The 20,266-nt window shown below is 69.1% G+C and carries 17 protein-coding genes and 1 pseudogene; 9 read left to right on the top strand and 9 right to left on the bottom strand.

Annotated features, from left to right (window positions below; translation table 11 throughout):
* Positions 1 to 68: 68 nt before the first annotated feature.
* A complete protein-coding gene (locus tag APZ15_RS02615) occupies positions 69 to 3,641 on the bottom strand; it encodes an indolepyruvate ferredoxin oxidoreductase family protein (RefSeq protein ID WP_027788985.1) in 3,573 nt (1,190 codons plus the stop codon).
* A gap of 1,251 nt (positions 3,642 to 4,892) precedes the next feature.
* Between APZ15_RS02615 and APZ15_RS40665 the strand changes: the two genes are divergently transcribed.
* Positions 4,893 to 5,117: a hypothetical protein gene (locus APZ15_RS40665; protein ID WP_124673874.1), complete on the top strand. Its 225-nt coding sequence runs from the start codon at positions 4,893 to 4,895 to the stop codon at positions 5,115 to 5,117.
* A gap of 433 nt (positions 5,118 to 5,550) precedes the next feature.
* On the opposite strand, the gene APZ15_RS02620 is transcribed toward APZ15_RS40665, so the two are convergent.
* The gene (locus APZ15_RS02620; RefSeq protein ID WP_027788984.1) at positions 5,551 to 6,108 is read right to left on the bottom strand and encodes a sugar O-acetyltransferase; all 558 of its coding nucleotides are present in this window, start codon (positions 6,106 to 6,108) and stop codon (positions 5,551 to 5,553) included.
* 363 nt (positions 6,109 to 6,471) lie between these two features.
* Between APZ15_RS02620 and APZ15_RS02625 the strand changes: the two genes are divergently transcribed.
* Complete coding sequence (locus tag APZ15_RS02625) at positions 6,472 to 7,086, top strand: glutathione S-transferase family protein (RefSeq protein WP_027788983.1); 615 nt, start codon at positions 6,472 to 6,474, stop codon at positions 7,084 to 7,086.
* 43 nt (positions 7,087 to 7,129) lie between these two features.
* On the opposite strand, the gene APZ15_RS02630 is transcribed toward APZ15_RS02625, so the two are convergent.
* Positions 7,130 to 8,092, bottom strand: a complete 963-nt coding sequence (locus tag APZ15_RS02630) for an ion channel (RefSeq protein ID WP_027788982.1) — start codon at positions 8,090 to 8,092, stop codon at positions 7,130 to 7,132.
* 178 nt (positions 8,093 to 8,270) lie between these two features.
* Positions 8,271 to 9,290 (bottom strand): sulfate ABC transporter substrate-binding protein, encoded by a 1,020-nt coding sequence (locus APZ15_RS02635; RefSeq protein WP_027788981.1) that lies wholly within the window; start codon positions 9,288 to 9,290, stop codon positions 8,271 to 8,273.
* A 162-nt stretch (positions 9,291 to 9,452) separates the two neighbouring features.
* Here APZ15_RS02635 and APZ15_RS41980 point away from each other — a divergent pair, with 162 nt between their 5' ends.
* A complete protein-coding gene (locus APZ15_RS41980) occupies positions 9,453 to 9,602 on the top strand; it encodes a hypothetical protein (RefSeq protein ID WP_193107521.1) in 150 nt (49 codons plus the stop codon).
* Between the two features lie 139 nt (positions 9,603 to 9,741).
* Positions 9,742 to 10,635 (top strand): 4-hydroxy-tetrahydrodipicolinate synthase, encoded by an 894-nt coding sequence (gene dapA, locus APZ15_RS02645; protein ID WP_027788980.1) that lies wholly within the window; start codon positions 9,742 to 9,744, stop codon positions 10,633 to 10,635.
* Positions 10,636 to 10,691: 56 nt separating this feature from the next.
* On the opposite strand, the pseudogene APZ15_RS02650 reads toward dapA, so the two are convergent.
* The 3 genes and pseudogenes from APZ15_RS02650 to APZ15_RS02660 form a co-directional block, all read right to left on the bottom strand.
* Positions 10,692 to 11,072: pseudogene (locus tag APZ15_RS02650) on the bottom strand (type II toxin-antitoxin system VapC family toxin).
* Positions 11,072 to 11,281 (bottom strand): hypothetical protein, encoded by a 210-nt coding sequence (locus APZ15_RS02655; RefSeq protein WP_027788979.1) that lies wholly within the window; start codon positions 11,279 to 11,281, stop codon positions 11,072 to 11,074. The pseudogene APZ15_RS02650 and the gene APZ15_RS02655 overlap by 1 nt, the downstream one beginning before the upstream one ends.
* A 115-nt stretch (positions 11,282 to 11,396) precedes the next feature.
* Complete coding sequence (locus APZ15_RS02660; protein ID WP_027788978.1) at positions 11,397 to 12,443, bottom strand: LysR substrate-binding domain-containing protein; 1,047 nt, start codon at positions 12,441 to 12,443, stop codon at positions 11,397 to 11,399.
* Positions 12,444 to 12,549: 106 nt separating this feature from the next.
* Here APZ15_RS02660 and APZ15_RS02665 point away from each other — a divergent pair, with 106 nt between their 5' ends.
* Positions 12,550 to 13,830, top strand: a complete 1,281-nt coding sequence (locus APZ15_RS02665; RefSeq protein ID WP_027788977.1) for an MFS transporter — start codon at positions 12,550 to 12,552, stop codon at positions 13,828 to 13,830.
* A gap of 52 nt (positions 13,831 to 13,882) precedes the next feature.
* Here APZ15_RS02665 and APZ15_RS02670 read toward each other — a convergent pair whose 3' ends face one another.
* Positions 13,883 to 14,521, bottom strand: a complete 639-nt coding sequence (locus tag APZ15_RS02670) for a glutathione S-transferase family protein (protein WP_027788976.1) — start codon at positions 14,519 to 14,521, stop codon at positions 13,883 to 13,885.
* 112 nt (positions 14,522 to 14,633) lie between these two features.
* Here APZ15_RS02670 and APZ15_RS02675 point away from each other — a divergent pair, with 112 nt between their 5' ends.
* The 3 genes from APZ15_RS02675 to APZ15_RS02685 all read left to right on the top strand — a co-directional run bounded on the left by APZ15_RS02675 (position 14,634) and on the right by APZ15_RS02685 (position 18,268).
* Positions 14,634 to 15,554, top strand: a complete 921-nt coding sequence (locus APZ15_RS02675) for a LysR substrate-binding domain-containing protein (protein ID WP_027788975.1) — start codon at positions 14,634 to 14,636, stop codon at positions 15,552 to 15,554.
* Between the two features lie 266 nt (positions 15,555 to 15,820).
* Entirely contained in the window at positions 15,821 to 16,105 is a 285-nt protein-coding gene (locus APZ15_RS02680) for a hypothetical protein (protein ID WP_027788974.1), read from the top strand.
* Positions 16,106 to 16,150: 45 nt separating this feature from the next.
* Positions 16,151 to 18,268, top strand: coding sequence for a phosphocholine-specific phospholipase C (locus APZ15_RS02685; RefSeq protein ID WP_027788973.1), 2,118 nt, complete (start codon positions 16,151 to 16,153; stop codon positions 18,266 to 18,268).
* Between the two features lie 66 nt (positions 18,269 to 18,334).
* Here the strand turns inward: APZ15_RS02685 and APZ15_RS02690 are convergent, their stop codons facing one another.
* Positions 18,335 to 18,958 (bottom strand): RBBP9/YdeN family alpha/beta hydrolase, encoded by a 624-nt coding sequence (locus APZ15_RS02690; protein WP_027788972.1) that lies wholly within the window; start codon positions 18,956 to 18,958, stop codon positions 18,335 to 18,337.
* A gap of 361 nt (positions 18,959 to 19,319) precedes the next feature.
* On the opposite strand from APZ15_RS02690, the gene APZ15_RS02695 reads away from it, so the two are divergent.
* Positions 19,320 to 20,261 (top strand): 2-hydroxyacid dehydrogenase, encoded by a 942-nt coding sequence (locus APZ15_RS02695; RefSeq protein ID WP_027788971.1) that lies wholly within the window; start codon positions 19,320 to 19,322, stop codon positions 20,259 to 20,261.
* Positions 20,262 to 20,266 lie beyond the last annotated feature (5 nt).

The following is a 20,266-nucleotide window of genomic DNA, read 5'->3' on the forward strand; positions in this document are numbered from 1 at the left end:
CCGCCGACGTACATAAAAAAACGGCGACGCTCCAGCGTCGCCGTTTTCACATCGGGCGGCCTTTTGCGTTACTTCGCGACCACGACCGGAATCCCCTTCAGCATCCCCGCGCCCTTCATCTCGTCGAGCGCGTGCTGCACGGCCGCGCTCGTCGCCGCGTCGATGCCGAGCTGCAGCGCGAGCTCGCGCTCCGCGCGCTTCACGCCGGCCAGGTTGCGCACCTTCACGTGACCGAAGCCGCGCACGCGGGCATGCAGGTCGGCCAGTTGCGCGACCAGCGCCGCATTGCCGGCCGTCATCGCGGCGAGCGCCCGTGCGAGCGTCGTCTCGTAGTCGTCGGCAAGCGCGCGTTCCATCCTGCGCTCGACGGTGCCGCCGAACGGATCGAGCCACGTGCCGCGCAGGCTGCGCACGCGCGCCAGCACGCCGAACACCGGCCACATCCACTGGCCGAACACGCGCTTCTTCGGCACGCTGCCGTCGCTGCCGGCCTTCGCGACCGTCGGCGGCGCGAGGTTGAACTTCACGCGATAGGCCTGCCCCGGCACGCCTTCGAACTGCGCTTCGAGCGCCGTGCGGAACGCGTCGTCCGTGTACAGCCGCGCGACCTCGTATTCGTCCTTCACCGCGAGCAGCCGGTAGAACGTCGTCGCGACCGCGCGCGTGAGCGCGTCGTCGCCCTTCGCACGCGCCGCGCTCACGAGCGCACGGTAGCGCTCGACATAGCGGGCGCCGCCGTACGCTTCGAGACGCGCCTCGCGATCGGCGATCAGCTCGGCGAGCGTCTCCGGCGCGGCATGCGCGGCCACCGTGTGGCGCGCGTTCCACAACGCCTCGAGGCCCGCCGCGTCGCCGGCCGCCATCCGGCCGATCGAGAACGCGAGCTTGTTCATCGGCACCGCGACGTTGTTCAGTTCGATCGCGCGCATCATCGCCGCGAGCGACACCGGCACGAGGCCGAGCTGCCATGCATAACCGAGCATCAGGATGTTCGCGCCGATCGAGTCGCCAAGGAACTTCGCGGCGAGCGCCTGCGCGTCGCAGCTCGACAGGTAACCGTCGCCGGCCGCGTGACGCATCTTCTCGAGCAGCGCGTCCGCATGCAGGTTCGCGTCGGGGTTCTGCACGAACGATGCATTCGGGATCCGGTGCGTGTTGACGACGATCCGCGAACGTTCGTGACGCACCGTCTGCAACGCCTCGGCGCTCGCGCCGACGACCATGTCGCAGGCGAGCAGCACGTCGGCCTGCTGCGTGTCGATGCGCACCTGGTTCAGCCACCGGTCGCTCGACGCGATCCGCACGAACGACAGCACCGAGCCGCCCTTCTGCGCGAAGCCCATGAAGTCGAGCACCGACGCGCTCTTGCCTTCGAGGTGCGCGGCCATGCTGATCAGCGCGCCGACCGTCACGACGCCCGTGCCGCCGACGCCCGTCACGAGCATGTCGAACGGCGCCGCGTCGAGATGCGTCGCGGGCACCGGCAGCGCATCGACGCGCGCGGCGAGCGCGGCTTCGTCGAATGCGGCACCGGCGGCCTTCTTCAGCGCCGCGCCCTCGACCGTCACGAAGCTCGGGCAGAAGCCGTTCACGCACGAATAGTCCTTGTTGCACGACGACTGGTCGATGCGGCGCTTGCGGCCGAGCGGCGTTTCGAGCGGTTCGACCGACAGGCAGTTCGACTGCACGCCGCAGTCGCCGCAGCCTTCGCACACCGCGTCGTTGATGAACAGGCGCTTGTCCGGGTCGGGGAATTCGCCCTTCTTGCGGCGGCGGCGCTTCTCGGCCGCGCAGGTCTGGTCGTAGATCAGCACGGTGACGCCCGGCGTCTCGCGCAACTCGCGCTGCACCGTGTCGAGTTCGCTGCGGTGATGGAACGTCGTGCCTTTCGGGAACAGCCCGTGGTGACCGTCGTACTTCTCCGGTTCGTCGGACACGACGACGAAGCGCGACACGCCTTCCGCCTCGACCTGCCGCGCGATCTGCGGCACCGAGATGCTGCCGTCGACCGGCTGACCGCCCGTCATCGCGACCGCGTCGTTGTAGAGGATCTTGTACGTGATGTTCGCCTTCGCGGCCACGGCCTGGCGGATCGCGAGGATGCCCGAGTGGAAGTAGGTGCCGTCGCCGAGGTTCTGGAACACGTGCTTCGTGTTGGTGAACATCGCGTGCGCGGCCCAGTCGACGCCCTCGCCGCCCATCTGGATCAGCCCCGTCGTGTCGCGCTCCATCCACGACGCCATGAAGTGGCAGCCGATGCCGGCCTGCGCGATCGAGCCTTCCGGCACCTTCGTCGACGTGTTGTGCGGGCAGCCCGAGCAGAAGTACGGCGTGCGCTTCACGGCATCCGCCTCGTTCGACAGGATCTGCGGCGCGACGAGATCGACGACGCGCTCGCGGCGGTCGAGCGCCGGCTTGTGGCGCGCGAGCCATTCGGCGAACACGGGCAGGATGCGCGACGGGCGCAGCTCGCCGAGCTCGGACAGCAGGCAGGCGCCTTCGGCATCGTGCTTGCCGAGCACGCGCGGGCGCGCGCCCTCCGTGCGGTTGTACAGATAGTCCTTGATCTGCTGCTCGATGACCGGGCCCTTCTCCTCGATCACGAGCACTTCGGCGAGCCCGTCGACGAAGGTCTCGATGCGCGTCATCTCGAGCGGATACGAGAGGCCGACCTTGTAGATCCGCACGCCGGCCGCGTCGAGGTCGGCCACCGTCAGGTCGAGGCGGCGCAGTGCTTCCATCAGGTCGAGGTGCGCCTTGCCGCAGGTCACGATGCCGACGTTCGCCTGCGCGCTCGGCGCGATCCACTTGTCGATGCTGTGGGTGCGCGCGAAATGGCGCACCGCGTCGAGCTTCGCGGCGAGGCGCGCTTCGATCGTCAGGCTCGGCAGGTCCGGCCAGCGGTTGTGCAGGCCGCCCGCCGGCGGCGTGAAGCCTTCAGGCGCCGGCCAGTGCGTCTGCAGCGCGTCGAGGTCGACGGTCGAGCCCGACTCGACCGTTTCGGAGATCGCCTTGAAACCGACCCACGCGCCCGAGTAGCGCGAGAGCGCCCAGCCGTACAGGCCGAATTCGAGCATGTCGGCGATGTTCGCCGGGTTCACGACCGGCATGTGCCACGCGATCATCGCGAAGTCGCTCTGGTGCGGCATCGACGACGACACGCAGCCGTGGTCGTCGCCCGCGACGACCAGCACGCCGCCGTGCGGCGACGAACCGTACGCGTTGCCGTGCTTCAGCGCGTCGCCCGCGCGATCGACGCCCGGGCCCTTGCCGTACCACATCGCATACACGCCCTCGACCGTGCGCTCGGGATCGGCCTCGACGCGCTGCGTGCCGAGCACGGCCGTGCCGCCGAGTTCCTCGTTGATCGCGGGCAGGAAGCGCACGCCGCCGGCGTCGAGCAGCTTCTTCGCCTTCCACAGCTGCTGGTCGACCATGCCGAGCGGCGAACCGCGATAGCCGCTGACGAAGCCGGCCGTGTTGAGCCCCTGTTCGGCGTCGACCGTGCGCTGCATCAGCAGCAGGCGGACCAGCGCCTGCGTGCCGGTCAGGAAGATCCGGCCGCGCGTCGCGGTCAGGTTGTCGGTCAGGCGGTAGTCGGACAAGGCGGGCGTGCCATCGACGGGCAAGCGGGCGGTCATGGGGGAAGTCTCCTGATTGTGCTGTTCTGGGCTGCGCGGCGCGCGTCGGACGACGCGTGGGGGGCGGCAGCGAATGGCTCTATTTTTTCGCGCGCAGCCGAGAATGTTTTTTCTCATCTTGCTCGGACGGGGCTGTAGCGAGAAAAACTGCGCAGGTTTTTGACCGAATTTGAGATAGTTCTCGCGCGCGGCGGCCGGGCGGGATGGGCGACGTGTCGGGGCAGACGGGCTGTTTGCCGGGAACGCGCGGAATTGCCCGACGACGGCCCGGGTATGTGGCGGCGGACGCTTACGCCCCGTGTGACAAGGGTTTCGGCGGGTGGAGGTGGTCACCCTCACCGTTGAAATGCACAGCGTTCCGATTGGGCGGCGGCGCGGGATGTCCACAATCCCGCTCTCGCGCTCACCATTCGATTGCACAGGGTTTCGAGTGGCGCAGGGGCCGGGATATCCACACCGTTCTCGGCATGCGACACGCTCGAGTGCCGACGCTCACCGTTGAAATTCACAGCGCGGCGAGTGGGTTTCGGCGATGGATATCCACACCGGAAATGGCGCATGACGCCGATCCGGCGTTCACCCTCACCGATCGAATACACAGGGGCGCGACTGGGTTTGTCGGCCGGTATCTCGCCCGGTCAGGCAGGCCGGAACCCGCATGCTGCACAATCGCGGGCTCGCGCTCACCGTTGCAATACACAGGGCTTCGAGTGGCTGCCATCGCGGTTATCCACTTCCGGTCCGGCAGAACCGCCCAGCCACGCGGGCACCCTCACCGTTGAAAACCACAGCGCTTCGAGTGATCCGGCGCGCAGGATATCCACATGGGCAAGAATCCGCCGGGCGACAGCGGGTGCGCGCCCCGGAAGGCGCCGCCGGCCGGCATTCCGTGCCGGAAGGGGCTCATCGGTCGGGCGAGCGCTGATGCTCACCGTCGCAGCGCTTCGAGTAATCGGGAACGCAGGATATCCACATGGACGAGAATCCGCCGAGCCATGGCGGAGGGCCTGGAAGCGCCACCGCGCCGGCGGCATTCCGTGCCAGAAGCGGCTCATCGGCCGGTCGAGCGCTGATGCTCACCGTCGAAATACACAGTGCCGCGAGTCGTTTCGGCTGCCGGATATCCACACGGGAGCCCGCGCTATCTTCGCTCACATGCTCGCGTGCGAGCCGGACGTGCACGACGCTTAAGGTGGTGTTGGCTTGGGCTTGGGCTTGGGCTTGGGCTTGGGCTTGGGCTTGGGCGGCCGAATGATCGCATTCTGGTGCGCTGACCGCCTATCGCGTGTCGATGCGCGCCTTTGCGGGCACGTCGAGTCGCTCGCGAACGCGGCGATGCGCGGCAAAATCGGCGCATTGCAGACCATTTCACCGCGCTCACCGTTAGAATGCACGGCCCTTCGGGTGGCAGCCGATGCCGGGATATCCACGTCGCGGCGCATCCGCGATTCGGCCACGATGCGCGCGTTCGGCTAGAATGCGCGGCGCGCCGAACCTCGGCAAAAGCCAGGAAACCCCGCCGGGAAAGGCGCACCGCGGGATCGGCGCCGACCCTCACCGTCGAATTCCACAGCATTTCGCCTCGTTCCGCGGGCGAGTTGTCCACAACCCGCTTCATGCACTTCGCATCATCCGGCGCCCCTCACCTGTGAAATGCACAGGGCGCCGAGTCGTTTCGGCGTGAGGATATCCACATCCGATCGCACTGCACGACCTTCGTCGAAACATCGGCAGGCGCGGCCCGAGCCTCCACCGGCGGCTATCGGGCAGACACCGGAAAGCCCCGTCCAGACGGCCTCGACGGCACCCTCACCATTCAAATGCACAGCGTTTCGAGTCGCCTCGAGGGTCGGTTATCCACATCCGTCCGGCCAGACTGCTTCGAACGGGCACGCGCCCTCGTGCTGCGTCATTCGGCAATCGACCGGATGACCGCTGCCGGATTACCGCCAACCAGCACATTCGGCGCAACATCCCGCGTGACGACGGCCCCGGCCGCGACCACCGAGTTCTCGCCCACCGTCACACCGCCGACGATCGTCGCGCCGGCGCCGATCCATACGTTGCGTTCGATCACGATCGGTTTCGCGACGACGAAATCGCGCCGCCGCGAAGATTCGACGGGATGGCCCGACGTGATGAGACTGACGTTCGGCCCGATCATCACGTCGTCGCCGATCGCGAGCCCGCCGAGATCGTAGAACGTGCAGTTCTGGTTGACGAACACGTTGCGACCGAGCTTCATGCCGGTGCCGCCCGTCGCATGGAACGGCGGGATCAGCACGAAGCCGTCATCCACCGGCGTGCCGATCAGTTCGCCGAACAATGCGCGGACTTCCGCGGCATCGTCGAATGTCAGGCGGTTGATCCGCGCGGCGATCGCCATCGCCCGCTTGATCTCGGCCACCATCGCCGCCGACTCCGGCGTTCTTCCCGGAATGATCGTGGTGCGATCGTCGTTTGCCATGCGTGAGCTGTCTCCCATGATTTCCCTGTTTCGTGTCGTATCGGCGAATGCGGCCGGATGCGAGTCTTGCCGTGCGCACGGGCACTGCGGGCGTCACGATGCCGGGCAAGTGACGCCGGCTTGCGCCGGAATTTTTCATCCCATTCATAACTAGTATGAATATGACTAGTTATTCGTTTACCTCTTTTGTCACATCGAGCTTTGCCCGGTTTTCCACTCGAAACGCCACGCGTCCGGTCATCATTCGCAGATAGTCGCCGCTCGCCGGGCGCCCCTCGCCGGGCGCCCCTGTCCGAACCTCCGGCGCTCGGGTACGCTTGAGCATCCACCGGACCGACAGCTGCACCCAATCACGGAGGCACGATGAAGCTCTACTACTGGCCGAAGACCCGGGCATTCCGGGCGTTGTGGATGCTCGAAGAGCTCGGTGTGGTGTACGAACTCGTGCCGATCGACCTGCGCTCGCACGAACAGGGCAGCGATGCGTTCGTGCAGGTCAACCCGATGGCCAAGCTGCCCGCGCTCGACGACGGCAGCGTGCCGTTCGCCGAATCGGGCGCCGTGCTGCTCTATCTCGCCGACCGCTGCCCGGGTGCCGGGCTCGGCATCGCGCCCGACGATCCGCTGCGCGGCCGCTTTCTCCAATGGATGTTCTTCACGCCGACCTGCCTCGAACCGGCGATGGCCGAAAAATTCACCGGCGCGTCGGGCAATCCGGTCGCATTCGGCTGGGGCAACATCACGCGCGTGCAACGCGCACTCGCGCAAGCGCTCGCCCATCATCCATGGCTCGTCGGCGACCGCTTCACCGCGGCCGACCTGCTGCTCGCCAGCACGCTGAAGATCGCGTTCGACGCGCATCTGCTGCCGCACGAAGGCGTGCTCGGCGACTATGTCGCGCGCGCCGAGGACCGCGACGCATTCCGCCGCGCGGTCGCGATCGAACAGCGCGAAGCGGCGCGCCTGCTGCATGCGTGACGCGTAGCGCGCGGGCGGTGCCGCCAATCGCCCGCGGGCGTACCTACGCGGCCGGGCCCGGCGCCGCTGCATCGGCATCGACCACCGCGCCCGGCGAGCCGCGCTCGTCGGTATCGGTGTCGACCGGCACGACTTCATGAAAATGCGTGTAGTCGATGTGCGTGATGCCGTCTTCGTCGTGCATCAGGTCGACATAGCGGTGACGCCAGCGGATTTCGCCATGCACCCACGTGTGACGCGCCTGCATCACCTGCGCGGTTGTCTCGTCCGAGCCTTCGATCGTGATCAGCAACGACGCGTCGCGCGCGGCGAGCGATTCGGGCGTCTCGCCGAACAGCGCGCTCGATTCGTCGATCACGTGCATCAGGTTCCAGCCGAGCAGGAATATCGGGTGCTCGCTGCGCACGAGCGGCAGGTCGTGGATCTTGCGCAGCGTGTAGCCCTCGTGCGTGCCCTCGATCCGCATCAGCCGCAATTTCGCCTGCGCCTCGGCAATCACGTTCTGGCGCGCGTTCGCGGCGCGCACCATCAGCGTCATCCTGCCGTTCAGCGGCCGGACGATCGCGTAGCGCGCGAACAGGATCTTCGCCTGCGGCCGCGAAAACCGCGCGAACACGAGCCCCGTGGCCAGCGCGATGCCCGACATCCCGATGAAGATCTCGAACGTCGCGACCAGGTGCGCATAGACGGTTTGCGGATGCATGTCGCCGTAGCCGACGGTCGCGAGCGTCTCGACGCTGAAGAAAAACGCGCCGCCGAACCCGGCCGGCGACTGGTTCGCGATCGACGCGTGGCCGAGCAGGTAGAGCATTGCAAAGCCGCCGTTGAGCAGCAGGAACAGCACGGCGAGCGACAGGAAGAAAACGGGCCAGCTCACCGTCAGCGCGCGGTGATAGAGGTCGCGCCAGCCGAGCGGCGGCATCCCGTACGCAATGACCGGGCGTGTGCCCGACCAGATCTTGCGGCCACGGCCGCGGGAGGCTGGGGAGGACGAATCGACATTCATCGCGCGGCGCCGGAAGCAGGAAGGCGATGAGCGTAGCACGCGCGGCCGCGGCCGGGTATGCGTGCCGGTTCGGAACGGACGTCCGCCGCGCCGCCGGCCGCCAGGCACAAAAAAGCCGGCCGCGGAAGCGGTCGGCTGCGTCGTCAGCGTGCGGACAGGCGCGCGGTGTGCGCGGCGCTCACTTCCGGTCGACGATCACCTGGTCGAACGTGCCGCCGTCCGCGAAATGCGTCTTCTGCGCGTTCGCCCAGCTGCCGAAGACCTGCTCGACGCTGAACGTCTTCAGCGGCTTGAACTCGGCAGCATGCTTCTTCAGCACGTTCGCGTCGCGCGGACGCAGATGGTGCTGCGCGATGATCTCCTGCGCTTCCGGTGTGTACAGGTAGTCGAGATACGCCTGCGCGACCTTGCGCGTGCCCTTCTTGTCGACGACCTTGTCGACGACGGCGACGGGCGGCTCCGCGAGGATGCTCGCCGACGGATACACGGCGTCGAACTGCGCGCCCGACACACCGGTGTCCATCAGCGCGACTTCGTTCTCGAACGTGACCAGCACGTCGCCGATGCCGCGCTGCGTGAACGTCGTCGTCGCGCCCCGGCCGCCGGAGTCGAGCACCGGCACGTTGCGGAAGATCGCCTTCTCGAAGTCGATCGCCTGCTGGTCGGTCGCGCCCTTCTGCTTCTGGAAGCCCCATGCGGCGAGATACGCATAACGACCGTTGCCCGACGTCTTCGGGTTCGCGATGATCACCTGGACACCCGGCTTCGCGAGATCGCTCCAGTCCTTGATCGCCTTCGGGTTGCCCTTGCGCACCAGGAACACCATCGTGGTCGAGTACGGCGAGCTGTTGTCCGGGAAACGCGCACGCCAGTCCTTCGGCAGCAACTGGCCGCGCTCGGCGAGCAGGTCGATGTCGTTCGGCTGGTTCATCGTCACGACGTCGGCCTGCAGCCCCTGCAGCACCGACAGCGCCTGCGCGCTCGACGCGCCGTGCGACTGCTTGATCGCGACCGTCTCGCCGGTCTTCTGCTTGTACGCGGCGGCAAAGCCCGTGTTGATGTCCTTGTACAGCTCGCGCGTCACGTCGTACGACACGTTCAGGATCGACGTGTCCGCGTGCGCGGCCGACGCCGCCACGACCAGCGCCGCCGCCGCGCCCGTGTGCAGCCAGCGGCCGATCCCCTTCATGCTTGCCATCGTGATATGCCCCGCTTCCAGTGGTGGTGAATGTGCGTGACGGCACGCGTACGCGCTGTCATCGAAACGTAAGCGGGCATTCTAGCGGCCGGGCGCGGCGCGCTTTCCAATCAGTCGTGGAAAGCAAATCTCGATTCCTGCTAAACGGCGGCGGACACTCGCGTGCGCATCGAATCCGGTGTTAAGATCGCCGCTCAGCCCATTCACGGTTCCTCCATGTCCGCTGCCCTGCGCTCGCTTCCGATCCTCGCCGCCGTCGCGGCAGGTGCGCGCGCGGCCGGGCTGAAACTGAAAAAACGACTCCTCGACTGACGGGGACGTCGCGTCCCGTCAGGCGAATGCCGGACGGGATGCCCGCAGGTCGTTTCATTCTCCTTGCACGCATGCCTCGCTCCGGCCCTCCGCCGGCGGAACGGTTCCTTCCCACTCCGTTTCCACCATGAGGCTTTGCATGAACACACGTTTCGAAGGTATCTGGCTGCCGATCATCACGCCGTTCCACCACGGCGAAGTCGACCATGCCGCGCTCGCGCGACTCGCGCGCCACTATGCGGACGCAGGCATCGCGGGCTTCGTCGCGGGCGCGACGACGGGTGAAGGCGTGCTGCTCGACGCACGCGAACAGGACGCCGTGTTCGCGACGCTGCGCGACGCGGCGCCCGGACTGCCGATCGTCGTCGGGCTGACCGCGAGCGCGACGCATTTCGCGGCCGCGCGTGCGCGCGAACTCGCGGAGTTGCGGCCGGACGGGCTGCTCGTCACGCCGCCCGTGTACGTGCGGCCGACGCAGGATGGCATCCGCCGCCACGTCGAGGCGATCGTCGACGCGGCCGACCTGCCGGTGCTCGTCTACAACATCCCGTACCGCACCGGCGTGAACGTCGAACTGGACACGCTGCAGGCGCTTGCGCGCGACCCGCGCGTCGCGGGCCTCAAGGAATGCGGCGGCACGCTCGACCGGATGAGCCGGCTCGTGCACGACACGCCGCTCGCGATCCTGTCCGGCGACGACAACCAGAACTTCGCGGCGATGTGCGCCGGTGCGCACGGCGCGATCGCGAGCAGCGCACACGTGCTGCCCGAATGGCATGTGCGCATCCATGCGCTGCTGCGCGACGGCCGGCTCGCCGATGCGCGGCGCCTGTCGGTCGCGTTGCAGCCGCTCGTCGCGGCGCTGTTCGCGGAGCCGAATCCGGCACCGGTGAAGGCCGTGCTGGCCGCGCAAGGGTGGTGCGAGGACGGGTTGCGGCTGCCGTTCGTGCCGGCGAGCGAAGGGTTGCGGGAGCGGCTGGCCGCGCTCTGCGCGGAACTGGACGAAACCGCACCGGACGCCGCAGCGGCATGACCCGCGACGCCCCGTGAGGCGCCGGCGACCGACGGCTTTCGTGCCGACAAATCGCTTCAAACTGTCAGAACGAGAGACAGGCCGTACCGTGCAAGATGGGTATCGGCCGTCACGAGCTGAAGCGGCTCGAGCCATGCCTGCGCGACCAGCAAGCGATCGAACGGACCGCGATGGTGGTGCGGCAAATCGCGCACTGCCGCGCCATGCACGGCACGAACCGGTAACTCGCGAATCCCGCTCGAGCCGATCGCGCGGATCAGCTTGCCGACGTCGGTATCGAGCTTCCCCAAGCCGGCCTTGATGGCGGCCTCCCAGCTACTCGCGCTGCTGACGAAACGCTCGTCGGCGGCCGAAATCAGTCAGCGCGCCCGTGCGCTGAGCTTGGGGTCATCGGTCACGATCCACAACAAGACGTGCGTGTCGAGCAACAACCGCATCAGCGCCCTTCGAACGCATCCAGCAGGTAATCGGGCAGCGGCGCATCGAAATCGTCCGCGATCCGGGCCTGCCCTTGCAGGACACCGAACCGAACGGGCGGATTGGCAGACACGAGTCGACCGGCTGACGCCCCGTCGCCGCGGATCGTGGTATCTGCCCGTTGGGCCGGATCGACCGCACCGGCGCCGGGCGTATTCGCGTTTTGCATGACGACCTCCGTTTCAAGTGATCATCACTGTAGTCAGGTTCACCCGATCGATCCATTCGGCCAATCGGCAGAGGGATTGCCGAACCGCAACCCGCGGCGGCAATCGAACGTTTCGTCACGCCGCCAGCGCCGCCACCGCCCCCTCCGTCGCATCCCGCACCGCCTGCGTCACGATCCACGCGAGCCGGTCGACGGTCGGCATCGCCGACGACGTGCGCCGCAGCAGGATCAACGGCAGGCTCGGCAACGCAGGCAATCCGAGCGAAGCCGCATCGAGCACGCGCACCGACGCGGGCAGTCCGTAATGCGAACGCACCGTCAGCCCGAGGCCGGCCGCCGCCGCGGCCCATAACCCGGCGAGACTCGGCGTCGTGAATGCAACGCGCCACGGCACGCCCGCGCGGTCGAGCGCATCGGTCGCGGCGCCGAAGAACCGGCACGGCCGGTCGAACACGACGAGCGGCAGCGCCTCGCCCGCGGCACGGCCGCCCGCCGAGGCGTGCGCGGCAGCCGCCCCGACTTCCGCGCCCTCGCCGGCCCCACCCGGCACGCCGAACCCGCCCGCCGCCCCGACCCACTGCATCGGCACCTGCGCGATCACCTCGCTGTCGATACCCGGCCGCGACAACAGCGCAGCCGATACCGGATCGCCCCACACCAGCGCGAGATCGAGCTGATTCGCATCGAGCCGGTCGAGCAGGTCGGCATTGCGCGCCACGCGCGCCTCGATCCTCACCTTCGGATGCGCGCGCGCGAACCGCCCGAGCACGTCGGGCAAAATCGCCTCGCCGAAATCCTCCTGCAACCCGACGCGCACCCAGCCGTCGAGATTGACGCCGCGCACGGCCGCGGCCGCCTCGTCGTTCAGCTCGATCATCCGCCGCGCATAGCGCAGCATCGCGTCGCCGGCATCGGTCAGCGCAAGCCCGCGCCCGGATTTCACGAACAACGGCGTGCCGGCCTGCTCCTCGAGCTTGCGGATCTGCGCGCTCACCGCCGACGACGAGCGCGCGACGCGGTCGGCCGCCTTCGCGAAACTGCCGAGATCCACGCCCGCGACGAGGCTGCGCAGCGCCGCCACGTCGAAGTTGGGCCGGGCCAGCGCGGCATCGGCCAGCGCGAGCGACTCGCCGCCGCCGCGTGGAATGTCTTGTCCGGGCATTTCAACCATCCTGTTTTATCGAACGATTCATCAAGAACTTTCCGATTTTCAGGATGAATGTAGGTCGCCAGACTGTGGATGTCAATTTCCAACCGGGCCTGCCGCCATGGATACCACCTGCATCGCCTCCCCCTCCTCGCCCGCCCGCGATGTACGCGGCCCGGCCCATCGCTGGCGCGTGCTGGCCGCCGGCGTGGCCGCGAACATGAGCTTTTCGGCCGCGGCGGCCGGCATCCCGACCACCGCCGTGTGGATGCGCTCGGCCTACCACCTCGACAACGGCGCACTCGGCCTCGTGCTCGGCGCGCTCGGCTTCGGCGTCGCGCTGTCCGAGCTGCCGTGGGGGATCGCCGCCGACCGCTTCGGCGATCGCCGCGTGCTGCTGACCGGGCTCGTCGCGACGGCCGCGATGCTCGCGCTGATGGTGTGCACGATCGTCCCGAGCGCGCACGCGGTGCCGCCGCTGGCGCGCGTCGTCGTGGCGATGTGCTGCGTCGGCCTGCTCGGCGGCAGCGTGAACGGATCGAGCGGACGCGCGGTGATGCGCTGGTTCGGCGAGCGCGAACGCGGGCTCGCGATGAGCATCCGCCAGACGGCCGTGCCGCTCGGCGGCGGCGTCGGCGCGGCGCTGCTGCCGTCGCTCGCATCGCACCTGGGCTTCGCGGCGGTATTCGGTGCGCTGATGCTGCTGTGCGCCGGGTCGGCCGTGCTGACCTGGCGCTGGCTGCACGAACCGCCCGCCGAACCGGCTGTCGCACACGGTGCCGCGCATCGACCGGCCGCTCGGCCGCAACCCACGCAACCCGCGCGGCTCGCGCACGGCCCGCTCGCGAGCGCCCGCGTGTGGCGCATCGTGCTCGGCATCGGCCTGCTGTGCGCGCCGCAGTTCGCGGTGCTCACGTTCGCGACGGTGTTCCTGCACGACTTCGGCCGGCTCGGCCTCGCCGGCATCAGCGCGGCGATGGTCGTGTTGCAGCTCGGCGCGATGGTGATGCGCGTCTGGAGCGGCCGCCATACCGACCGGCACGGCAACCGGCGCGCGTACCTGCGCGGCTCGGTGCTCGTCGCGGCCGGATCGTTCACGCTGCTTGCCGCCGCGACGGCCGGCAGCCCGCACGTGCCGCTCGCCGCGATCGTCGCGATTCTGGTGTTCGCGGGCGTGTGCGTATCGGCGTGGCATGGCGTCGCGTACACGGAGCTCGCGACGCTCGCGGGTGCGAACCACGCGGGCACCGCGCTCGGGATGGCGAACACGGTCGTCTACCTCGGGCTGTTCGCGACGCCGCTCGCGATCCCGCCGCTGCTCGCCGTCAGTTCGTGGAGCGTGGTCTGGCTCGCGGCCGCGCTGGTCGCCGGCGCGACCTATCCGCTGTTCGCCACGCGCTAGCGGCCCGCGGCACGCGGGCACCGCGGCCCCCGCCACGGCGCCCGCACCTCGGTCAGGCCGCTTCGCGCGCCAGCGCGCGGCGCGCGGCCGGCCGGTCGGCCTCGCGCTGCGCGTGCGCGGTCCATGCGGGGTGCCGCGCCATGTCGAGCCCGATCGCGACACCCCAGCGATACAGCACGAACAGGAACGGATCGACGATCGAATGCGCGCCCGGCTCGGCCCACGTGCGGCCGTCGGCGAGCGCGGCTTCGATCGTCTCGTTCGCGGCTTCGATCACGCCGCGTCCGTGCGTGCTGACTGCCCCGTGCAGCGCGGGATCGCCGATGAAGCGGCCCGGCCGCCACAGCGCACCGTAGCCGACGCCATGTACCCAGCCGACCAGCCAGGCGAGCCATTCGTGGCATCGCGCCTCGCGCAGCGGATCGCCGAGCGGCAGCAGTTGCGCGTCCGGGTAACGGCGCGCGAGATACGTGAGGATCGCGGGCGTTTCGGTCAGCACGCGCGGCTCGCCCGGAATCTCGAGCACGGGCACGCGTGCCTTCGCGTTGATCGCGAGATAACGCGCTTCGAGGTTCTGCTGCTTCTGCACGGAGACGATCTCGACGTCGAACGGCGCGCCGGTTTCCTCCAGCGCGATGTGAGCGGCGAGCGAGCAGGCGCCCGGCGAAAGATAGAGACGATATGCGTTCATGGTGGCGTGGCCCGACGGGACTGTGGAAGACGGAACCGAGTGTAGGAACGCGTGCATGCCCGCCGCAAACGATGAATTGTCGTGCTCGGGCATTAGTGCTACTAATACCCGCATGAAACGCATCCACCTTCCTCCGCTGCAGACGCTGCGCGCGTTCGAGACCGCCGTGCGGCTGCAGAGCTTCACGCGCGCGGCCGACGCGCTCGCGCTCACGCAAGGCGCCGTCAGCCAGCACATCCGCGCGCTCGAGGCGCAGCTCGGCTACCCGCTCTTCACGCGCGAGCGCAACGGCGCGACACCGACGCACGCCGCGCACGCGCTCGCGCTGCAGGTGCGCCAGGGCCTCAGCGTGCTCGAGCGCGCGTTCGAGCCGGCCCTCGCCACGCGCAGCCGCCCGCGCACCTGCGACGTCACGCTGAACGTCAGCGTGCTGCCAAGCGTCGCCGAACGCTGGCTCGCGCCGCGCCTGCCGCGCTTCTCGGCCGCGCATCCGCACATCGCGATCGCGCTGCACCCGGACGTGGCGCTCGCGCCGCTGCGCAAGCGCGACCGCATCGACGTCGCGCTGCGCTACGGGCCCGGCACGTGGCCGGGCGTGGTCGCCGAGAAGCTGATGAACGAGACGATCTTCCCGGTCGCGAGCCCCGCGTACCGCAATCGCGACGGCGTCGCACCGCGCACGCCGGCCGATCTCGTGCGCGCTACGCTGCTGCGCCATCCCGCGCAGCCGTGGGAACCGTGGCTCCAGGCCGCGCGGCTCGACCTCACCGAATCCGCGCGTGCGCCGCGTTTCACCGATGCGAACGCGCTGATCGACGCAACCTTGAAAGGGCGCGGCGTCGCCCTCGCGCGCCGCTCGCTGATCGAGCCCGAACTCGCGGACGGCACGCTCGTGCGCGTATCGTCGGTGCGCGTGACCGACGTGTATGCGCACTACGTCGTGTGGCGCCCCGGCCATCCGCACGAATCGGCGATCCGAACCTGGCTCGACTGGCTGCGCAGCGAAGTGCGGCGGCGCACGCCGCGGCACTGACGCAACACGATCGGTTGCTCGCGTTCATCGTCAACGGTCAGGCTGCCTTGGACGCGCTCACGCATCGCATCGCGCGCCCGGGTAAAAGTGCCCGCCTCGCAACGTCCGCCGGGAAATATTGCGCGCCCGCCACGCCGGGCAGGTGGATGGTCAGGATATCGAAAGCAATCCGCGATCACGCGACAGTCGCAAACGATTCACCGAAACGTCGCATCGCACCGGCATACTCGAAAACGTTTCCCGATCAGCCTGCCAGGAGAGAAGTCATGCGTCGCGTTTCCGCCGTCGTCGTTTTTTGTGCCGCCGCTTTCGTCGCCGCCTGCAGCGACGACGCGCCGCACGACGCACACACGACCGACGCGTCCCAGCAGGCCGGCGCATCGGCCGGCTCCGCCAGCGCATTCAACCGCGATGCATCCGCGAACGCCGCCGCGTCCGACGCAGCGCCGCTCGCGCCGCCCGTCGTGCACTACCCGCCCGATGACGACGACGACGCGAAACCCGCGGCGAATGCGGCCGCGTCGAGTGCCGCCGCGTCGTCGCCGGGCTGACCCCGCCGCTTCCGTCCCCCGACCGCAGAACCGAGGTGAAATAACATGACGTCATCGAGCCGCCGCCGTTTCCTGCATACCGTCGCACAATCCGCGGGCGCCGCCGTCGCGCTCAACGCCTTCCCCGAATCGATCCGCCGCGCGCTCGCGATTCCCGCCGCGCGCGGCACCGGCACGATCCGCGATGTCGAGCACATCGTCGTGTTCATGCAGGAAAACCGCTCGTTCGATCATTACTTCGGACACCTGCGCGGTGTGCGCGGCTACAACGACCGCTTCCCGATCCCGCTGCCCAACGGCAAGCCGGTGTGGTACCAGCCGTCGAAGGCCGACCCGGGCAAGCCGGTGCTGCCGTTCCGGCTGAACACGCTGACGACGAGCGCGCAGTGCGTCGGCGATCTCGACCACTCGTGGTACAAGACGCACGCGGCGATCGACGGCGGCCGCTACGACCAGTGGCCCGCGAACAAGACCGACATGACGATGGGCTATCACGTGCGCGAGGACATCCCGTTCCATTACGCGCTCGCCGATGCGTTCACCGTGTGCGACAACTATTTCTGCTCGCTGCCGGGGCCGACGCACCCGAACCGGTCGTACCTGATGACGGGTACCGTCGACCCGACCGGCAAGTTCGGCGGCCCGCTGCTCGACAACAGCGACTATGTCGACGGCGACGGGCCGCCCGCCTACCAGCTGCTGTCGTGGACGACCTTTCCCGAACGTCTCGAAGCGCGCGGCGTGTCGTGGCAGATCTACCAGCAGGGCACGACGGGCAACGATCCGTACAACGGCAACTACGGCACGAACGTGCTGCAGAACTTCGCGAACTTCATCAACGCGAAGCCCGGTTCGTCGCTGTACCAGCGCGCGCAGACGGTGCGCACGCTCGACGACCTGAAGAACGACGTGATCAACGACCGGCTGCCGCAGGTGTCGTGGCTGTGCCCGCCGGCGGCATTCTCCGAGCATCCGAAATACACGCCCGCGTACGGCGCGAACTACACGTCGCAGATTCTCGACGCGCTCACGTCGAACCCGGACGTATGGCGCAAGACGGTGCTGTTCATCATGTACGACGAGAACGACGGCTTCTTCGACCACATCGTGCCGCCTCAGCCGCCGACGTCGGCCGCGCAAGGCGCGTCGACCGTGACGACCGACGGCGAGCTGCACACGGTCGTGAACCCCGGCCGCGGCGGCAGCTACACGGCCGACGGCCTGCCGTACGGCCTCGGGCCGCGCGTGCCGATGACGGTCGTATCGCCGTGGACGAAGGGCGGCTTCGTGTGCTCGCAGGTGTTCGACCACACGTCGGTGATCCGCTTCATCGGCGAGCGTTTCGGCGTCGACGAACCGAACATCACGCCGTGGCGCCGCACGGTCTGCGGCGACCTCACTGCCGCATTCGACTTCCGCTCGTCCGACGCGTCGTTCCCGCCGCTGCCCGACACGAGCCAGTACCGCTCGATCGCCGACCGGCAGTGCACGTCGCAGCCCGCGCCGACCGTGCCCGCGACGCCGTCGCCGGTCGACCCGCAGGAGCCCGGCGTGCGGCCGGCGCGTGCGCTGCCGTACGAGCTGCACGTGAACGCGAGCCTTGACGGCAGGACGCGGCTGCGCATCGAATTCGCGAACCGCGGCAACCAGGGCGCGCACTTCCACGTGTACACGACGAACCGCACCGACGGCCCGTGGCGCTACACCGTCGGCGCACGCCGCGTGCTGCATGCGGACTTCGACCTGACGACGACGAACGGCGCGTACACGTTCTCGGTGTACGGGCCGAACGGCTTCGTGCGCATGTTCTCGGGCAACGTGTCGACCACGGCCACCCATCGCAATCCTGCGCAGCCGGAAGTGAAGGCCGGCTACGACGTCGCGAACGGGAACCTGTACCTGAAGCTGCGCAACCCCGGCGGGGCTCACGTCACGCTGACGCTGACCGACAACGCATACGGCGCGCCGTCGCGGCAGGTGACGCTGCATGGCGGTGACGAACGCGTCGAGCAGTGGTCGCTCGCGGCGAGCCACCAATGGTATGACGTGACGGTGAGCGACGGCGCGGCCGGCACGTTCTCGCGCCGTTTCGCGGGCCACGTCGAGAACGGCCGGCCGAGCTATTCGGATCCGGCGGCGGTGCGGCCCGTGTCCGCGGCATAGGCGCGACGGCACGGCATGGCGCAGCACCCGCCGCGCCGCACGGGTCGCCCGCCCGGCCCGGCGGAATCAGATCGCGTGCGCGAGCGCGCGATCGACGAGCGCGGCCTCGAAGCCGTCGTCCGCGTCGCGAAAGCGCAGCGGTGCCGCGCAGTGGACGAGCGTGTCGATGAAGTACTTCGCGCGCGGCCACGGCCCGAAGCCGGCCGCGGTGTTGATGTGCCCGGCGTCGCCGAGGTTCACGAACGCGCTGCCCAGGTGCTGCGCGAGCGTGCGCGCGTCGGCAAGCGGCATCCACGGATCGGTCTCGCTGCCGATCACGATCGACGGCACGGCGAGCCGGCGCGCGTCGAACGGCCCGGCAAACGTGAATTTCTTCGGACTGGCGGGCGCGACGAGCAGCACGCCCGCGACATCGCCCGTACGCGGCCACTGCGCGAGCGCATGCGCGGTCGCGAGGCAGCCGAAGCTGTGCGCGGCCAGCACGAACGGACCGCGTTCGCGGTCGAGCAAGGTGCGCACCGATTGCGCCCAGCGCGCGAGATCGGGCGCATCCCAGTCGTCCTGCTCGACGCGCAGCGAGCGCGGGAACTGCCGTTCGAGCCAGGTCTGCCAGTGAGCGCCTTCGCTGCCGTGCAGGCCCGGAACGGTAACGAGGCGCGGCGGCCACGCCGATTTGCTGCATGCGCGCATGATTGCCCTCGCTTGCTTGAAGACGGGATTCGATTGTGGCGCGGCGCGCCCGGCGGCCGAACCAATATTTTGTGCTTTGCTTTTGCGCGGGGCGGCCTTCCGCGGGGCGGCCCTCCGCGGGGCGGCCACGCCGGTCGCCCACGCCGATCGCCCGCCCCGCGCACCGGCGCGCGATGCGCCGCGAAACCGTAGAATGTGGGCTTCCCGTCAGCTTCACACGGAACCGGGGCCGGGCGCCGATGCGCGCCGGGCGCCCGGTCGTCAGGAGACGCCCGATGTCCGCTACGCTCGCCGGCGCGCCGCGCCCGGCTCCGCTCGCCGTTCCAGTGACGCGCCTCGCCGGCGCGCGCGCAGTCGTCCAATGAAGATCCTGTTCCATTCCCCGCACCAGGAAGCAGGCGCGTGGCGCGACGAGATCGCGCATGCGCTGCCGGAAGCCGAACTGCGCGCGTGGCAGCCGGGCGACACGGCCGCCGCCGATTACGCGCTCGTCTGGCGCGCGCCGCGCGAATTCTTCACCCCGCGCGACGGCCTGCGCGCGATCTTCAACCTCGGCGCCGGCGTCGACGCGCTACTCGCGCTCGACCGCGCGCAACCGGGCACGCTGCCGCCGCACGTGCCGCTCGTGCGCCTGGAAGATTCGGGCATGGCGCAGCAGATGGTCGAATACGTGACGCACGCGGTGCTGCGCTACCTGCGCCGCTTCGACGAATACGACGCGCAGCAGCGCGAGCGCCGCTGGCAGCCGCTCGAGCCGCATGCGCGCGCCAGCTTCACCGTCGCCGTGCTCGGCCTCGGCGTGCTCGGCGCGCAGGTCGCGCTCGCGCTCGCCGCGCTCGGCCTGCCCGTGCGCGGCTACAGCCGCAGCGCGAAGCAGCTCGACGGCGTCACGACCTTCGCCGGCGACGGTGCGTTCGATGCGTGCATCGACGGCGCGAAGGTGCTCGTCAACCTGCTGCCGAGCACGCCCGACACCGACGGCATCCTGTCGTCCCGCACATTCGCGCGGCTCGCGCCCGGTGCGTATGTCGTCAACGTCGCGCGCGGCGCGCATCTCGTCGAGGCCGACCTGCTCGATGCGCTCGCGAGCGGCCGGATCGCCGCCGCGACGCTCGACGTGTTCCACCAGGAGCCGCTGCCCGACGATCACCCGTTCTGGCGCGCGCCGCGCATCACGATCACGCCGCACAGCTCGGCCGAGACGCTGCGCGCGGAGGCCGTCGAGCAGATCGCCGGCAAGATCCGCGCGCTCGAGCGCGGTGAGCGCATCGGCGGCATCGTCGACTACACGCGCGGCTACTGAACCTG

It is taken from the genome of Burkholderia cepacia ATCC 25416, from assembly GCF_001411495.1.
GTDB classification, from domain to species: Bacteria; Pseudomonadota; Gammaproteobacteria; order Burkholderiales; family Burkholderiaceae; genus Burkholderia; species Burkholderia cepacia.

Coding starts and splice junctions, on each gene's coding strand:
- APZ15_RS02615 (WP_027788985.1), bottom strand. CDS start 3,641: ATGACCGCCCGCTTGCCCGTCGATGGCACGCCCGCCTTGTCCGACTAC.
- APZ15_RS40665 (WP_124673874.1), top strand. CDS start 4,893: ATGATCGCATTCTGGTGCGCTGACCGCCTATCGCGTGTCGATGCGCGC.
- APZ15_RS02620 (WP_027788984.1), bottom strand. CDS start 6,108: ATGGCAAACGACGATCGCACCACGATCATTCCGGGAAGAACGCCGGAG.
- APZ15_RS02625 (WP_027788983.1), top strand. CDS start 6,472: ATGAAGCTCTACTACTGGCCGAAGACCCGGGCATTCCGGGCGTTGTGG.
- APZ15_RS02630 (WP_027788982.1), bottom strand. CDS start 8,092: ATGAATGTCGATTCGTCCTCCCCAGCCTCCCGCGGCCGTGGCCGCAAG.
- APZ15_RS02635 (WP_027788981.1), bottom strand. CDS start 9,290: ATGGCAAGCATGAAGGGGATCGGCCGCTGGCTGCACACGGGCGCGGCG.
- dapA (WP_027788980.1), top strand. CDS start 9,742: ATGAACACACGTTTCGAAGGTATCTGGCTGCCGATCATCACGCCGTTC.
- APZ15_RS02655 (WP_027788979.1), bottom strand. CDS start 11,281: ATGCAAAACGCGAATACGCCCGGCGCCGGTGCGGTCGATCCGGCCCAA.
- APZ15_RS02660 (WP_027788978.1), bottom strand. CDS start 12,443: ATGCCCGGACAAGACATTCCACGCGGCGGCGGCGAGTCGCTCGCGCTG.
- APZ15_RS02665 (WP_027788977.1), top strand. CDS start 12,550: ATGGATACCACCTGCATCGCCTCCCCCTCCTCGCCCGCCCGCGATGTA.
- APZ15_RS02670 (WP_027788976.1), bottom strand. CDS start 14,521: ATGAACGCATATCGTCTCTATCTTTCGCCGGGCGCCTGCTCGCTCGCC.
- APZ15_RS02675 (WP_027788975.1), top strand. CDS start 14,634: ATGAAACGCATCCACCTTCCTCCGCTGCAGACGCTGCGCGCGTTCGAG.
- APZ15_RS02680 (WP_027788974.1), top strand. CDS start 15,821: ATGCGTCGCGTTTCCGCCGTCGTCGTTTTTTGTGCCGCCGCTTTCGTC.
- APZ15_RS02685 (WP_027788973.1), top strand. CDS start 16,151: ATGACGTCATCGAGCCGCCGCCGTTTCCTGCATACCGTCGCACAATCC.
- APZ15_RS02690 (WP_027788972.1), bottom strand. CDS start 18,958: ATGCGCGCATGCAGCAAATCGGCGTGGCCGCCGCGCCTCGTTACCGTT.
- APZ15_RS02695 (WP_027788971.1), top strand. CDS start 19,320: ATGAAGATCCTGTTCCATTCCCCGCACCAGGAAGCAGGCGCGTGGCGC.